Origin of the sequence: Filimonas effusa (assembly GCF_004118675.1) — a bacterium.
Classification (GTDB): domain Bacteria; phylum Bacteroidota; class Bacteroidia; order Chitinophagales; family Chitinophagaceae; genus Filimonas; species Filimonas effusa.
In genome coordinates this window covers 257,075-272,430 of the sequence record NZ_SDHZ01000004.1, presented here as the reverse complement: position 1 = coordinate 272,430, position 15,356 = coordinate 257,075, and the positions used below count along the sequence as shown (strand labels likewise).

Below are 15,356 nucleotides of genomic sequence, written 5' to 3'. Positions count from 1 at the left end.
AACAGGTTACCTAATAAAGCTATTTATAATTAGTACTAGTAACTGGCTGTTGCTGTTGTTTGGCGGCCTTGTAAGCGTCCACCTTTCATCAGGCCGTCGTACTGACGCATGAGCAGATGCGTTTCGATCTGCTGTAATGTGTCGAGGACAACACCAACCATGATGAGGAGTGAAGTACCCCCGAAGAAGGCGCTAAACTGTTGGGTAACACCTACGCGTTGTGCGAAGCCGGGTAAAATACCGATCAGTGCCAGGAAGACTGCACCTGGTAAGGTGATCTTATCCATGATAGAGCCGATATAATCGGCAGTAGGCTGACCGGGTTTAACGCCGGGGATGAAACCATTATTGCGTTTGAGGTCTTCGCTCATTTGTTTAGGATTGAAGATCAATGCAGTATAAAGGAATGTGAAACCGATCACCATTACAGCGTAGATCACCATATACCAGGCATTGCTGTGGTCGTTGAAGATACGAACGATGCCTTTGGTAGAGTCGAGGTTGGTGAAAGAGAACAGCGTAGGCAGGAACATAATGGCCTGAGCAAAGATGATAGGCATTACACCTGCGGCGTTAACTTTCAGTGGCAGGAACTGGCGTGCTCCGCCGAACTGCCTGTTACCGATGATCTGTTTGGCGTAGTTAACAGGGACTTTACGAACACCCTGTATAAGGATGATGAGGCCCATGATAATAGCGATGAGGATAGCGGTTTCAACGAGGAAGATCAACAATCCGCCGCCGCCTTTTGCCTGTTTGGCGCCGAATTCCTGGATGATCGCCTGCGGGAAGCGGGCGAGGATACCTACCATGATGATGATAGAGGTACCGTTACCAAGACCTTTATCCTGAATTTTTTCGCCCAGCCACATCACAAACAAAGTACCTGAAGTCAATACGATCAACGTACTGATAAAGAAGAAACTTTGGTAAGCAGGGATGATAGCCTCTTTATAACCGGGGCTTTTCAGGTAGGCTACGTAAGCACCTGCCTGGAAAACAGTAACGATAACAGTAAGGTAACGTGTCCACTGGTTGATTTTCTTGCGACCGCTTTCTCCTTCCTTCTGAACTTTTTGTAATTGGGGAACGAGGATGGTCATCAGCTGCATGAAGATAGAGGCAGAGATGTAAGGCATGATACCTAAGGCAAGGATAGAGGCCTGAGAAAATGCACCACCTGCGAACATGTCGAACAAGCCAAGTAAACCGTTTTTACCGGCGTTTGCTTTGGCAGCCTCCAGCAAGTGAGGATTAATACCAGGTAACACTATCTGGGTTCCGATCCTGTAAACCAGAATGAGCCCTAAGGTTACCAGTATTTTACTACGTAACTCATCAATGCTCCAGATGTTCTTTAAAGACTGAACGAATTTTTTCACTGAACTACAGTTAAATAAATGATAGCATCAAAACCAAAAAAGACGCACCCGTAGATGCGTCTGACAAATATCGTTAAAATTTAGTTCAAAACTTCAACTGATCCACCTGCCGCTTCAATTGCTGCTTTTGCTTTTTCGCTGATAGCGCTTACTTTGAAGGTCAGTTTGGATTTTAACTCACCGTGGCCCAATACTTTAACATTGTCGGTACGGTTAACCAGTCCATTCATGTACAGGTTCTCCATGCTGAATTCAGTGATACCGTATTTTTCAACCAGCTGGTCGATCTGGCCCAGGTTAAATACTTTATACTCGATGCGGTTGTTATTTTTAAAACCACGTTTTGGAACGCGACGCTGGATAGGCATCTGACCGCCTTCGTGTGCGTTTTTGCGTTGATAACCGGCACGGCTCTGGCTACCTTTGTTACCTTTGGTAGAAGTACCACCTTTACCGGAAGCTTCACCGCGGCCTAAACGTTTTTCTTTGTGCGTAGCACCTTCTGCTGGTTTTAAATTGTGCAGTTTCATCTTACTGTTGATTTTTACTTACGGGGAATCTCCCCTCGCTTAATTAAATTAGATTTCTTCAACCTTTACCAGGTGATTCACTTTAGTAACCATGCCCAGGATCTGAGGCGTAGCTTCTACTTCTTTGAAGGAGTTCAGCTTATTCAAGCCTAAAGCCTGCAAAGTCAACTTCTGGCGCTGAGGTCTGTCGATGGCACTTTTAACCAGTGTTATTTTGATCTTCTTCATGGACTATCCGTTAAAAACTTTCTTTAATTGTAAGGTACGGTTTTTAGCAACCGCTACAGGCTCACGTAATAATGTCAGGGCTTTGATAGTAGCTTTCACCACGTTGTGTGGGTTAGCGGAACCAAGGCTTTTAGCCAATACGTCGGTAACACCAGCGCTTTCTAGAACGGAACGCATGCTACCACCGGCGATTACACCAGTACCATGTGCAGCAGGTTTGATAAGCACTTTAGCGGCGCCTTCTTTACCTAACTGGTCGTGAGGAATAGTACCGTGCATGATAGGAACTTTCACCAGGTTCTTTTTAGCATCTTCAATGCCTTTGGTAATAGCTTCCTGAACTTCTTTTGCTTTACCGAGGCCCTGACCCACGATACCGTTTTCGTTACCTACCACAACTAACGCTGAAAAGCTGAAAGTACGGCCACCTTTGGTTGTTTTTACCACACGGTTAATAGCAACCACTTTCTCCTTTAATTCAACGTCACCGGCAGCTTTAACCTTATTTACGTTTACTTTAGACATTTATATCGATTTATACGATGTACTAGTTTGATTAAAATTGAAGACCAGCTTCGCGGGCACCTTCAGCAGCAGCTTTTACGCGGCCATGATACAGGTAACCATTACGGTCGAAGATAACAGTCTGAAGACCTAATTCGATTGCTTTGCGGCCAACGGCTGCACCAGCGAGTTTAGATTTTTCAGATTTAGTTACTTTTTGCGCGGCGATATCTTTGTCTTTTGTAGATGCAGAAACCAGTGTTTTACCGTTTTCATCATCGATCAATTGCAGGTAAGTATCGCTGTTGCTGCGAAACACTGACAGCCTTGGCTTGGTAGGAGTACCCGCTACTTTCTTACGAATTCTGTAACGGATCTTTTGTCTTCTTACAACTTTAGCGTTGCTCATTGTTCTTTATTTAGCACTTTCCGATACTGCCGGAAAGCAACGTTTAACATTTAGATGAAATGTAAGGTTTAGCATAAGAATGCCAAACCTTACATAATCAGATATATTATTTACCAGCAGCTTTACCAGCCTTACGACGGATGAATTCACCACTGTATTTAACACCTTTACCTTTGTACGGTTCTGGTTTACGCAGGCTGCGGATTTTAGCAGCTACAGCGCCGAGTAATTGTTTGTCGATGCCTTCCAGGAAGATCTTAGGGTTCTGACCTTTTTCGGTTAAGGTAGTCACCTTTAATTCTGAAGGGATTTCGAAGATGATATTGTGAGAGTAACCTAAAGACAGGTCGAGGGTATTGCCCTGGTTTGCTGCTTTATAACCCACACCCACCAGTTCGAGGTCTTTTTTGTAGCCTTCGGTCACACCTTTTACGAGGTTTGCGAGCAGTGCACGGTATAAGCCGTGGAGTGCTTTGTGACGGATTTGGTCAGTAGGACGGCCAATTGTTAAGATGCCATCTTTTACTTCGATCAGGATATCCCTGTCAACGGCTTGTTTCAATTCGCCTTTGGGACCTTTAACAGCTACCACATTGTCTTTACCAACGGTGATCGTAACACCGGCAGGAACAGCAATTGGTTTTTTACCTACGCGAGACATACAATAGTATTTTATTTATGATATATTATCCCCAACCGGTCAGCCGTGTATGTGCAGCTTAATGTATCGGGGACTGTTTAAAACCGTTTGTGTTGCAGGAGGGGTACTCCTGGGGTATTTTAGTAGATATAGCAAAGGACTTCACCACCTACATTCTCGTTTTTCGCTTGTTTATCGGTCATAACCCCTTTAGAGGTAGAGACGATAGCGATACCGAGACCATTGATCACGCGCTTAAACTCAGCTGGTTTAGCGTACTGACGCAGACCTGGACGGCTTACGCGTTCGAGGGAACGGATAGCAGGTTGTTTGCTGGTAGGATCGTATTTCAAAGCGATTTTGATAATACCCTGCTTGCTGTCGTCCTCGAATTTGTACTTCAGGATATAACCCTGATCGTAGAGGATTTCAGTCATACGTTTTTTGAGATTAGATGCAGGAATCTCTACTAGTCTGTGTCCCGCCAATTGCGCATTACGAATCCTGGTCAGGAAGTCTGCTATAGGATCAGTTACCATAATTATGTTGAGTTGCTTCTTTTAAAAATATTATTATGCAGAATGGGATTACCAGCTTGCTTTTTTAACACCTGGGATTTTACCATTCAGGGCCATATCGCGGAATATAACCCTGGACAATCCGAAGTAACGGATATATCCTTTAGGACGACCTGTTAACTGGCAACGGTTCTTCAGACGAACTGGAGAAGCGTTACGTGGTAATTGATCCAGCGCAGCGTAATCACCGGCAGCTTTTAAGGCAGCACGCTTTTCAGCATACCTGGCTACCATTGCTTCGCGTTTCCTTTGTCTGGCTTTTACTGATTCTTTTGCCATATTATGTTAGTTGTTATCCTTTTTAATGTTTTTAAACGGCATACCCATTTCTTTGAGTAATTCGTAAGCTTCTTCGTTGGTACCGGCAGTAGTTACGAAAGTGATATCCATACCAGTGATCTTGCTCACTTTATCGATATCGATCTCAGGGAAAATGATTTGCTCGGTAACACCCAAGGTATAGTTACCACGGCCGTCGAAAGCCTTGTCACTGATACCTTTGAAGTCACGTACACGAGGTAATGAAACCGCGATCAAACGATCCAGGAATTCAAACATTTTTTCTCCACGAAGCGTAACGCGGGCGCCGATAGGCATGCCTTTACGCAGTTTGAAGTTAGAGATGTCTTTTTTACTGGTAGTAGCCACTGCTTTCTGGCCTGTGATCATTGTTAACTCTTCGATGGCGATATCCACCATTTTCTTATCGGCAACGGCGCCGTTAACGCCGCGGTTAATACAGATCTTCTCCAGTTTAGGAGCTTGCATTACAGTTTTGTAAGCAAATTTTTTCATTAAAGCAGGAAGTACTTCGTTTTTGTACTTATCTGCCAATCTCGGAGTGTATTTTGTAGTACTCATTACTTAACTGCCTCCCCGGACTTTTTAAAGATTCGAACTAATTTACCATTTTCGCGGCTGCGGGTCACTTTAGAAGGTGCACCTGCTTTAGCGTCCCAAAGCATCACGTTGGAGATGCTGATAGGCGCTTCCTTCTTTACAATACCACCTTTCGTGTTTTGTGCGGAAGGTTTGGTGTGTTTGGTAATGATGTTAACCCCTTCTACTACTACACGGCCCTTATCGATGATAACCTCCAGAACCGTACGGGGCTTTTTTAAATCCTTATCATCACCGGCGATCACAACAACCGAGTCGCCTTTTCTGATATTGTATTTAGGTTTAAATCTGTTGCTCATTTTTTTATGTTTATGAAGTCAACTTTTATGATTGCTTCTTTATGTTTAGCCCGGGTTCCGAAACTTTGGGAATCGAAAGGGGCGCAAAGGTAACTAATTTTTCCCGCTTACTATAATACTTCGGGTGCGAGGGAAATGATCTTCATATATCCCTTATCACGTAATTCTCTAGCCACAGGTCCGAAGATACGGGTACCCCTAGGTTCGTCGGAGTTGTTCAATAAAACCACCGCGTTGTCGTCGAAACGGATATAAGACCCGTCTTTACGGCGTAATTTGTTGGTTGTACGTACGATAACCGCTTTAGAAACGGTACCTTTTTTAATACCACCTGCAGGGATCGCATCCTTTACAGTGACAACGATTTTGTCTCCGATTTTGGCGTAATCCTGGCCGGAGTTGCCTAATACCCTGATACAGAGTACTTCTTTTGCTCCACTATTATCAGCTACATTGAGTCTGCTTTCTTGCTGAATCATTTTATTTAGCTTTAAGCTGTTTGTTCCGGTAGCGGCAGGCCGTTTCCCGGTAAATTATTGTTTAGTTCAGAGGCTATGCCCCGCAGGCGCACTGCATAGCATGAAGGCGTTGTGCCTTATTTCGCTTTTTCTACGATTTCTACCAGTCTCCAGCGTTTAGTTTTGCTGAGGGGACGGGTTTCCATGATTTTCACGATATCGCCGATAGTGGCTTCGTTTTTTTCATCGTGAGCATGAAACTTGGTAGTTTTTTTTACGAACTTACCGTAGATAGGGTGTTTTACTTTTCTTTCAACAGCAACAGTAATGGTTTTAGTCATTTTGTTACTGCTAACCACCCCTGTCCTTGTTTTACGCAAATTTCTTTCAGACATTGTTATTCTTTTTAGCTTTCTGTCTCCGCCCCCGCTGCCGGAGGGCAGGATGTAGCTTCGAGCTTGTTGTTATTGATTTGCTATTAAGCTTTTGCAGCTTTTTGCGCCAGTTGAGTTTTCAGACGGGCAATATCCCTTCTGAGGTTACGGATACTCATTGGATTCTCGAGCGGAGAGATCGCGTGAGCAAACTCGAGCTTCTTCAAGCGCAGTTCATCTTCCTGGATACGAGCTTTCAGATCTGATTCGCTCAGGTCTTTAATGCTCTTATTGAATTCAATACTTTTTGACATTGCTGTATCTTTTTGATATTAAGCTTGCAGGTCGCGCCTTACAACAAATTTTGTTTTAATGGGAAGCTTCTGAGAGGCTAATAACATAGCTTCCTGAGCTACTTCCTGGCTTACACCGTCCACCTCAAACAGGATACGTCCTGGTTCCACTACGGCAGCCCAGAATTCGGGGTTACCTTTACCTTTACCCATCCTCACTTCAAGTGGTTTGCGGGTAACGGATTTGTCGGGGAATACGCGGATCCACACATTACCTTCCCGTTTCATAGCACGCGTCATTGACTGACGAGCGGCTTCGATCTGACGGTTAGTTAACCATATAGGCTCAAGCGCCTTTAAAGCGAAAGAACCGAACGCGATGTAGTTACCTCTTTTGGCAACTTCACGAATGCGTCCTTTCTGCATTTTCCTATGTTTCGTTCTTTTTGGCTGTAACATTTTGCCTTAATTTCTCTTGTGAATAATGTTTCTTATGGTCAAGAGGAACTACCGTTTGACAATTAGAAAATTTAAATTCTAGTTCCTCCTATCTCCGCCGCCTCTTCTTTCGCCGCCGCGACGGTCACCACCGCCTCTGCGATCATCTCTGCGGTCACCGCGATGGTCTCTGCGGTCATCACCACGATGTTCCCTTCTGTCGTTCATGTCATTTTTGCCACCTACGAAGTTGGGGTTGAGCTCGCGTTTGCCTAACACTTCACCTTTACAGATCCATACTTTAATACCGATCTTTCCGTAAACTGTTTGAGCGAAGACGTTAGCGTAGTCGATATCCATACGGAAGGTATGGAGCGGAGTACGACCTTGTTTGAATTCTTCAGAACGTGCAATCTCAGCACCGCCTAAACGGCCGCTAACTTTCACTTTGATACCTTCAGCACCCATACGGAGTGTAGAAGCGATCGCCATTTTGATAGCACGCTTGAAGTTGATACGGTTTTCTAACTGACGGGCAATAGTATCGCCAACTATAGTTGCGTCCAGCTCAGGGCGACGGATCTCCAGGATGTTGATCTGAACGTCGTCTTTACCGGTTAATTTTTTCAGTTCTTCTTTGATACGATCTACTTCGTTACCGCCTTTACCGATGATGATACCAGGCTTAGAAGTGTGGATAGTAACAATCAGTTTACCCAATGTACGCTCGATAACGATTTTAGCGATACCGCCTTTGCTGATACGCGCATTCAGGTAAGTCCTGATCTTGTTATCTTCAATCAACTTGGTAGCATAGTCTTTCTTGCTGCCATACCAGTTACTCTCCCATCCGCGGATGATGCCTAACCTGTTACCAATAGGATTTGCTTTCTGACCCATATAATGGTTTAATAGGTTTTATTAATTATTTGAATCAACAATGATAGTTACGTGGTTGCTACGCTTACGTACGCGGTAGCCACGGCCCTGAGGGGCTGGGCGCATACGTTTTAAGATACGGCCACCATCCACAAATACGGTTTTCACTATCAGGCCTGCGTCGGCTGCACTCTGACCATTGTTTTTTTGTTCCCAGTTGCTGATAGCACTCTTCAGCAGTTTTGCCAAAGGAACGGCATTATGCTGTGGGTGGTGTTCCAGGGTGGCAAGTGCTTTTTCCACTTGCATGCCACGGATCACATCAGCGAGTAAACGCATTTTACGTGGTCCGGTAGGGTAATTATTTAATTTAGCTACTGCTTCCATTTTTATTTATTATACGTTTACCAACTATTTTTTACTTCCTGCGTGACCTCTAAAGTTCCTGGTAGGAGCGAATTCGCCTAATTTGTGGCCTACCATGAATTCTGTTACGTAAACAGGGATGAATTTGTTGCCATTGTGAACCGCGAAAGTGTGTCCTACGAAATCAGGAGTGATTGTAGAGCGACGACTCCAGGTTTTTACAACGCCTTTCTTCGCTTTTCCTTCGTTGATAGCCAGAACTTTTGTTTCCAGTTTGCTATCTACGTAAGGGCCTTTTTTAATTGAACGAGCCATAGTTGTTTTTTGTCTGTTTATTTGCCCCGGTTATCAGGCCGGGGCCATTTTAACAATGATATTATTTAGCTAATTTCTTTCCGTTCCTTCTCTGAATAATCATCTTATTAGAGCTCTTGGTGCGGCTGCGGGTAACTTCACCTTTAGCGTACTTACCTGTACGGCTACGTGGGTGACCACCTGAAGATTTACCTTCACCACCACCCATTGGGTGATCGACAGGGTTCATTGCAACACCACGGTTACGGGGGCGGATACCTTTCCAACGGTTTACACCGGCTTTACCAGCGCGTTCGAGGTTATGGTCGCCGTTAGAGGTAACACCTACAGTAGCGTAGCAGTTGATGAGCACTTTACGCAGTTCGCCGGAAGGCATTTTCAATACTGCATATTTTTCTTCTTTGTTCGCCAGCTGGGCAGAAGCGCCAGCGCTTCTAGCCATTTTACCACCCTGGCCAGGCTGCAGTTCGATGTTATGAATCATAGTACCGAGGGGCATATTCTTCATCATGAGTGCGTTACCGATCTCCGGAGCAACAGCGTCGCCTGCTACTACGGTAGCGCCAACCTGTAAGCCCTGGGGAGCCAGGATATATCTTTTTTCGCCATCAGCGTATTGCAGCAAAGCAATAAAAGCTGTACGGTTTGGATCGTATTCGATAGAAACAACTTTTGCATCGATATCGCGTTTGTTACGCTTGAAGTCGATGATACGGTAGTGTTTTTTGTTACCACCACCGATGTAGCGCATAGCACGACGACCTTGCGCGTTACGACCGCCGGTTTTGCTGATAGGCTCCAGGAGGCTTTTTTCAGGCTCGTTGGTAGTGATTTCAGCGTAGGCATTGCCGATTCTCCAGCGGGTGCCTGCGGTCATTGGTTTGTACTTCTTAAGTGCCATTTTCTTTGAGTTCTTTTAAAGTCAATACTTAGCGGCGTTTGACAGCCATACTACTTCTTAAATGTTAGCGTACAGGTCGATCGTTTCGCCTTCCGCTACAGTTACATAAGCCTTTTTATAGGCAGGTTTCACACCTTTGATAAAGCCAGCTTTTGTATAGCGGGTTTTATTTTTACCAGGTACTACTACCGTGTTAACCTCAGTTACAGAAACGCCGTAGAATTCTTCTATAGCGGATTTGATTTCCAGCTTATTGGCTTTGCGGTTTACTTTGAAAGCATACCTGCGAAGTTTTTCCTGCTGAGCGTTTGCTTTTTCTGTTAAAATTGGTTTTACTAAAACTTCTGTCAGTTTCATTTTATCTCAATTTGAGAATTTGAAAATTACTAGGCTTCAACACCTGTTTCTGTCTCGGTGAACACTTTAGCAGCATTCTCAGTCAATACCAGTACGTCTGCATTTACGATATCGTAAGTGTTGATGTCGGTAAGTAAGGTGCTACCCACTGAAGAGATGTTGCGGAGGCTCAGGTACAGGTTGTCGTTGTACTCAGCCAGTACCAGTAAGGTTTTCTTACCAGCCACGTTGAGGCTCTTCAGGGTTTCAGCGAATTGTTTTGTTTTTGGGGCGTCGAAGTTCATTTCTTCAACAACCACGATAGCGTTGTCTTTCGCTTTGTAAGAAAGAGCAGAGATCTTAGCGAGGTCTTTCACTTTCTTGTTCAGTTTAAAGCCATAACCGTGTGGTTTAGGTCCGAAGATGGTACCACCGCCCTTATATAAAGGGTTACGGATATTACCTTTACGGGATCCACCGGTACCTTTTTGACGGTGAAGTTTACGGCTTGCGCCATGTACTTCGGCACGGGTTTTTACTTTATGAGTACCCTGACGCTGAGCTGCCAGGTATTGCTTAACTGCGAGGTAAAGAACGTGGTCATTAGGTTCTGCACCGAATATATCGTCCGGTAACTCAACAGACCTACCGGTTTTTTGTCCTTTTGTATTTAATACTTCTACTTGCATCGTACTTCAGTTAAATTTATTTCTGGATTAAAACGATGGAACCGTTATGTCCGGGAACAGAACCAGTTACCAGGATGTAGTTTTTGTCGGCGAAGATTTTAACCACTTTGAGGCCTTTAACTTTCACCCTGTCGCCACCCATACGGCCAGCCATCCTCATTCCTTTGAAAACGCGGGAAGGATAAGATGAACCACCGATAGAACCTGGAGCGCGCTGACGGTCGTGCTGGCCGTGAGATTGTTCGCCAACACCAGAGAATCCGTGACGTTTAACAACGCCCTGGAAGCCTTTACCTTTTGATGTACCAACTACATCAACGGTTTCGCCTTCTGCGAAGATGTCGACAGTGATAGTTTCGCCTAAATTTTTATCCAGAGAATAATCGCGGAATTCTTTAACGAACTGCTTGGGTGCAGTTTGGGCTTTAGAGAAGTGATTGATATCGCCCTTGGTAGCGTGTTTTTCTTTTTTGTCGCCAAAAGCTAACTGTAATGCAGTGTAACCATCAGTGTCCTGAGATTTAACCTGGGTTACTACGCAGGGACCAGCTTCGATGATAGTACAAGCAGTTTGCTTGCCATCGGGGCTGAAGATGCTGGTCATCCCGATTTTTTTTCCAATAATTCCTTTCATTTGTTGCGGTTTATGCCCCGCAAGGTTGGAAGGACATCCCTTTTGTTTGCTGCTCTCTTAACCCTGAGCAGATTCGAAAAGGGTTCAATCCTTTGTTCGCCACCGACCTTTTCTGTTGTTCAACGGAGACCATCGAGGAGCCCTTTTGGCTGCTGTGGTATCCGCCATCTTTTTTAGATGACCGCCTTTGCTTTAGCTTTGGCGGCTGGTAGAAGTACCGGAGGTAAACAAACCTCGAAGGGCTTGTTTATATTTAAACTATCTTAACCAGAGCTCCTTTCTCTTTTGACAGGTTGGGAGATGGGGTTTTTATTTTTACTAAAAGAACCAAATATCGCTCGAAATCAATCTATCACGCTTTGATCTCTACTTCTACACCAGAAGGCAGATCGAGTTTGCTCAGTGCATCTACAGTTCTGGAAGAAGAAGTGTAAATGTCGAGTAAACGCTTGTGTGTACACAGTTGGAACTGCTCACGGCTCTTTTTATTCACGTGGGGTGAACGCAGAACAGTGAATATTTTTTTATGAGTAGGTAAAGGAATAGGACCTGTTACTACTGCACCTGTACTACGAACTGTTTTCACGATTTTCTCAGCTGATTTATCAACCAGGCTGTGATCGTATGACTGTAATTTAATTCTGATTCTTTGCGACATAACCTTAACCCAAAATTTCTAATTGGGAGCGCAAAGGTAAGCGTAAGATTCAACAACTGCAAGTATTGTGTGAATTATTTTTCCTTAAAATCGGCTTTATCCACCGTTTTTGGGTAAAAAATCATGTTAAAAAGCTTTGGCATGGCATTTTTCCGGGAACACTTAGACAGATGGCGAACCACTTGAGGTCGCAAAATGCGACTTCAAGTGGGCATAAGCCCGGCGTTTTTTTATTGATCCGCGATGGAAATTTTGAGGAGAGATGATAAAGCAAGTGACAGAAAACCATTGAGATATGCAACTTGAGGTCGCAAAATGCGACTTCAAGTGGGAAGATTAGTGCTGCATCCAGATGAACAAGCTACTTAGAAAAGGAAGAAACGGAGGCGTGGTAAGTTGCTGATAACCATTTGAATATGCATCTTGAGGTCGCAAATTGCGACTTCAAGTGGCGCTAACCATTGTCGGGTTTAAAGCCGATCCTCTTTCTGGGCAAGGGTTTGCGCTCTTTTTCTATTAATTCTTTGAGGACAGAAAAGATGTTTTCGATGTCTCTGCTATTGCTTTTTGCCTCCTTTTCGAGCCTGGCCAGCTGCACCAGGATCTCGTTGTGCGTAAGAGCATATTCTCTTAATCTAGTGAATACGCGGATAATCCGGATATTCACCTCTATAGCTGTGTCACTATTTAAAATGCTGGATAACATGGCTATTCCCTGCTCTGTAAAGGCATTTGGCGGCGTTCTTCTGCCCCCCCAATTTGAGGCTTCGTTCTGCGATATCAACCCGGCCAGTTCTTTGGCGGTCAGTGTGAACATGAAATCTTTAGGAAACCTTTTCAGATTGCGTTTTACCTGTTCATTCAGGCGCTTTGTTTCCACACCATACATGACTGCCAGATCTTCGTCCAGCATTACTTTTTGGCTTCGTACTACATAGATACGGTTCAGTATTTTTTGTTCGGCTACCAACGTCACCAGTTCTTTATCCCTGCCTGCCATTTTACTTACTTTTAATATAAATGTAATCTATCCTGACGGGCTTATCTACAGATTTGGCGGCAGAAGGCGGGACTGCAGGTTAAAATGACTTATATAAGGTAAAATAAAAGGCGCCTCACGGATGAGACGCCTTTTCAGTATTCCTAAAGGATAACCGGAGGGTTATTCTTCAATTTTCACTTTGCCTTTAGACTTCGCGATCACTTCTTCCGCTACGTTGTTAGGAGCAGGGTTGTAGTGAGAGAACTCCATGGTAGAAGTTGCACGGCCAGAAGACAGAGAACGTAACTGCGTTACGTAACCGAACATCTCGCTCAATGGAACTTTAGCTTTGATAACCTGCAGGTTAGCACGGCTGTCCATACCTTCCAGCATACCACGACGACGGTTCAGGTCACCTGTTACGTCACCCATGTACTGGTCGGGAGTCAATACTTCCACTTTCATGATAGGTTCCAGCAAGGTAGGTTTCGCTTTGCGGCCAGCTTCGCGGAAACCGGATTTAGCACACAATTCGAAGCTCATAGAGTCGGAATCGACATCATGGTAGCTACCATCAAATACCCTGATTTTCATGTTGTTAACAGGGAAACCTGCCAGAACACCTGTAGCCATAGCGGTTTCGAAACCTTTCTGGATAGCAGGAACGAATTCTTTAGGGATAGAACCACCGAAGATATCGTTAACGAACTGGAAGCTTTTGCCGTCGTTCGCTTTCAGCCATTCTTCATCAGCAGGGCCGATAGAGAACTGGATGTCGGCGAACTTACCACGACCACCAGATTGCTTTTTCAGCACTTCGCGGTGTTCGATAGTAGTTCCGAAAGACTCTTTATAAGCCACCTGGGGAGCGCCCTGGTTCACTTCTACTTTAAATTCACGACGCATACGGTCGATGATGATCTCGAGGTGCAATTCACCCATACCACGGAGGATGGTTTGACCGGTATCTTCATCGGTGTTAACGCGTAAGGTAGGATCTTCTTCTACCAGTTTAGCGATAGCCATACCCATCTTGTCAACGTCGGCCTGCGTTTTAGGTTCTACCGCGATAGCGATCACCGGCTCAGGGATGAACATGTTTTCAAGTGTGATTGGATGATCTTCATCACAAAGCGTATCACCGGTTTTGATTTCTTTAAAACCAACTGCCGCTCCGATATCACCAGCTTCGATGAAGTCGATCGGGTTTTGTTTGTTGGCAAACATCTTCATGATACGGCTGATACGCTCTTTTTTACCGCTTCTTACGTTCAGGACATAAGAACCAGCGTCGAGGTGACCGCTATAACACCTGAAGAATGCGAGACGACCTACGAAAGGATCGGTCATGATTTTGAAAGCCAGTGCAGAGAAAGGTTCTTTGGCATCAGCTTTACGGGTGATGGTTTCACCGGTATCGGGATCGGTACCAGTAGTATCTTCGATATCTACAGGAGAAGGCAGGTAACGACAAACGGCGTCAAGCGCAGTTTGCACACCTTTGTTTTTGAAAGAAGAACCACACATCATAGGAACGATGCTGAGGTCGATGGTAGCCTTACGGATAGCTTCGTGCATTTCAGCTTCGGTGATGCTATTAGGGTCTTCGAAGAATTTCTCCATCAGGGTATCGTCGTATTCAGCAACCGCTTCAACGAGGCTAGCCCTCCATTCGTTGGCTTCTTCGACCATATCGGCAGGAACGTCGATCTCATCGAAAGTCATACCTTCTGTTTCCATGTGCCAGATGATACCTTTCATTTTGATAAGATCCACCACGCCTGTGAAGTTATCTTCAGCGCCGATAGGTAACTGTAAAGGAACTGCTTTAGCGCCGAGCATTTCTTTCACCTGGTTAACCACCATGAGGAAGTCTGCACCGGAGCGGTCCATTTTATTAACGAAACCGATACGTGGTACGCGGTAGCGGTTAGCCTGGCGCCATACAGTTTCGGACTGAGGTTCCACACCGTCAACGGCAGAGAACAGGGCAATCAGACCATCCAGAACACGCATAGAACGTTCTACTTCTACAGTAAAGTCCACGTGACCGGGAGTATCGATGATGTTAAAAGAATATTTTTTAGTATTGGCGTCAGCCTTACCTTTTACGGTAGGGAAGTTCCACTGGCAGCTTACCGCAGCTGAAGTGATGGTAATACCGCGCTCTTTCTCCTGCTCCATCCAGTCAGTAGTAGCTGCACCATCATGCACCTCGCCAATTTTGTGAATCATACCGGTATAGCGCAGAATACGCTCGGTAGTGGTAGTTTTACCGGCATCAATGTGAGCGGCAATACCAAAGTTGCGTTGAAATCTCAAGTCCGCCATAAAAAAATTAATAGTTTAAGTATTTGAAGAAAACCGGGCACAAGAATCCCACCTGGTTTTCGAGGCGCAAAAGTAGTGATTAAAATGATTCGCAGGAATTCCTACGCATTAAATTGTAGTAAAGAGATGGCAGATAGCGGATAATAGATTGCACGGGGAGAATATTTCTACTGATTTTCAATGTTTCCGGGAGAATGGCAAGCAACCGGAAGCGGCGGGGGCAATCGTGAGA

At 44.8% G+C, this 15,356-nt stretch carries 24 protein-coding genes; all 24 read right to left on the bottom strand.

Features of this window, described 5'->3' with window-relative positions; translation table 11 throughout:
• Window positions 1–35 precede the first annotated feature (35 nt).
• Entirely contained in the window at window positions 36–1,382 is a 1,347-nt protein-coding gene (secY, locus tag ESB13_RS20830) for a preprotein translocase subunit SecY (RefSeq protein ID WP_129005633.1), read from the bottom strand.
• Between the two features lie 80 nt (window positions 1,383–1,462).
• A complete protein-coding gene (gene rplO, locus ESB13_RS20825) occupies window positions 1,463–1,912 on the bottom strand; it encodes a 50S ribosomal protein L15 (protein WP_129005632.1) in 450 nt (149 codons plus the stop codon).
• A gap of 48 nt (window positions 1,913–1,960) precedes the next feature.
• Complete coding sequence (rpmD, locus tag ESB13_RS20820; protein ID WP_129005631.1) at window positions 1,961–2,140, bottom strand: 50S ribosomal protein L30; 180 nt, start codon at window positions 2,138–2,140, stop codon at window positions 1,961–1,963.
• Between the two features lie 3 nt (window positions 2,141–2,143).
• Window positions 2,144–2,665 (bottom strand): 30S ribosomal protein S5, encoded by a 522-nt coding sequence (gene rpsE, locus ESB13_RS20815; RefSeq protein WP_129005630.1) that lies wholly within the window; start codon window positions 2,663–2,665, stop codon window positions 2,144–2,146.
• Window positions 2,666–2,696: 31 nt separating this feature from the next.
• On the bottom strand, window positions 2,697–3,053 hold the full coding sequence (gene rplR, locus ESB13_RS20810; protein ID WP_129005629.1) for a 50S ribosomal protein L18: 357 nt from the start codon (window positions 3,051–3,053) through the stop codon (window positions 2,697–2,699).
• 106 nt (window positions 3,054–3,159) lie between these two features.
• Window positions 3,160–3,714 (bottom strand): 50S ribosomal protein L6, encoded by a 555-nt coding sequence (rplF, locus tag ESB13_RS20805; RefSeq protein WP_129005628.1) that lies wholly within the window; start codon window positions 3,712–3,714, stop codon window positions 3,160–3,162.
• 119 nt (window positions 3,715–3,833) lie between these two features.
• Entirely contained in the window at window positions 3,834–4,232 is a 399-nt protein-coding gene (rpsH, locus tag ESB13_RS20800; protein WP_129005627.1) for a 30S ribosomal protein S8, read from the bottom strand.
• A 48-nt stretch (window positions 4,233–4,280) separates the two neighbouring features.
• Window positions 4,281–4,550: a 30S ribosomal protein S14 gene (rpsN, locus tag ESB13_RS20795; protein ID WP_129005626.1), complete on the bottom strand. Its 270-nt coding sequence runs from the start codon at window positions 4,548–4,550 to the stop codon at window positions 4,281–4,283.
• Between the two features lie 6 nt (window positions 4,551–4,556).
• Window positions 4,557–5,132, bottom strand: coding sequence for a 50S ribosomal protein L5 (rplE, locus tag ESB13_RS20790; RefSeq protein WP_129005625.1), 576 nt, complete (start codon window positions 5,130–5,132; stop codon window positions 4,557–4,559).
• Entirely contained in the window at window positions 5,132–5,470 is a 339-nt protein-coding gene (gene rplX, locus ESB13_RS20785; protein WP_129005624.1) for a 50S ribosomal protein L24, read from the bottom strand. The genes rplE and rplX overlap by 1 nt, the downstream gene beginning before the upstream one ends.
• Before the next feature lie 110 nt (window positions 5,471–5,580).
• A complete protein-coding gene (gene rplN, locus ESB13_RS20780) occupies window positions 5,581–5,949 on the bottom strand; it encodes a 50S ribosomal protein L14 (RefSeq protein WP_076379459.1) in 369 nt (122 codons plus the stop codon).
• A gap of 116 nt (window positions 5,950–6,065) precedes the next feature.
• Window positions 6,066–6,323: a 30S ribosomal protein S17 gene (gene rpsQ / locus ESB13_RS20775; RefSeq protein WP_129005623.1), complete on the bottom strand. Its 258-nt coding sequence runs from the start codon at window positions 6,321–6,323 to the stop codon at window positions 6,066–6,068.
• 83 nt (window positions 6,324–6,406) lie between these two features.
• Window positions 6,407–6,616 carry a 50S ribosomal protein L29 gene (gene rpmC, locus ESB13_RS20770; RefSeq protein WP_129005622.1) on the bottom strand — a complete coding sequence of 70 codons (210 nt, stop codon included), beginning with the start codon at window positions 6,614–6,616 and terminating at the stop codon, window positions 6,407–6,409.
• Window positions 6,617–6,634: 18 nt separating this feature from the next.
• Entirely contained in the window at window positions 6,635–7,054 is a 420-nt protein-coding gene (rplP, locus tag ESB13_RS20765; RefSeq protein WP_129005621.1) for a 50S ribosomal protein L16, read from the bottom strand.
• 78 nt (window positions 7,055–7,132) lie between these two features.
• On the bottom strand, window positions 7,133–7,933 hold the full coding sequence (gene rpsC / locus ESB13_RS20760) for a 30S ribosomal protein S3 (RefSeq protein WP_129005620.1): 801 nt from the start codon (window positions 7,931–7,933) through the stop codon (window positions 7,133–7,135).
• 21 nt (window positions 7,934–7,954) lie between these two features.
• Entirely contained in the window at window positions 7,955–8,299 is a 345-nt protein-coding gene (rplV, locus tag ESB13_RS20755) for a 50S ribosomal protein L22 (RefSeq protein WP_129005619.1), read from the bottom strand.
• A 24-nt stretch (window positions 8,300–8,323) separates the two neighbouring features.
• Window positions 8,324–8,593: a 30S ribosomal protein S19 gene (gene rpsS, locus ESB13_RS20750; protein ID WP_129005618.1), complete on the bottom strand. Its 270-nt coding sequence runs from the start codon at window positions 8,591–8,593 to the stop codon at window positions 8,324–8,326.
• A 61-nt stretch (window positions 8,594–8,654) separates the two neighbouring features.
• Complete coding sequence (gene rplB, locus ESB13_RS20745) at window positions 8,655–9,494, bottom strand: 50S ribosomal protein L2 (RefSeq protein ID WP_129005617.1); 840 nt, start codon at window positions 9,492–9,494, stop codon at window positions 8,655–8,657.
• Between the two features lie 57 nt (window positions 9,495–9,551).
• Entirely contained in the window at window positions 9,552–9,851 is a 300-nt protein-coding gene (gene rplW, locus ESB13_RS20740; protein ID WP_129005616.1) for a 50S ribosomal protein L23, read from the bottom strand.
• A 29-nt stretch (window positions 9,852–9,880) separates the two neighbouring features.
• The gene (rplD, locus tag ESB13_RS20735) at window positions 9,881–10,519 is read right to left on the bottom strand and encodes a 50S ribosomal protein L4 (protein ID WP_129005615.1); all 639 of its coding nucleotides are present in this window, start codon (window positions 10,517–10,519) and stop codon (window positions 9,881–9,883) included.
• A 16-nt stretch (window positions 10,520–10,535) separates the two neighbouring features.
• Window positions 10,536–11,153, bottom strand: a complete 618-nt coding sequence (rplC, locus tag ESB13_RS20730; protein ID WP_129005614.1) for a 50S ribosomal protein L3 — start codon at window positions 11,151–11,153, stop codon at window positions 10,536–10,538.
• A 352-nt stretch (window positions 11,154–11,505) separates the two neighbouring features.
• Window positions 11,506–11,811 (bottom strand): 30S ribosomal protein S10, encoded by a 306-nt coding sequence (gene rpsJ / locus ESB13_RS20725; protein ID WP_129005613.1) that lies wholly within the window; start codon window positions 11,809–11,811, stop codon window positions 11,506–11,508.
• Window positions 11,812–12,265: 454 nt separating this feature from the next.
• A complete protein-coding gene (locus ESB13_RS20720) occupies window positions 12,266–12,811 on the bottom strand; it encodes an ORF6N domain-containing protein (protein ID WP_129005612.1) in 546 nt (181 codons plus the stop codon).
• Window positions 12,812–12,973: 162 nt separating this feature from the next.
• Entirely contained in the window at window positions 12,974–15,124 is a 2,151-nt protein-coding gene (fusA, locus tag ESB13_RS20715) for an elongation factor G (protein ID WP_129005611.1), read from the bottom strand.
• Between the last annotated feature and the right edge of the window lie 232 nt (window positions 15,125–15,356).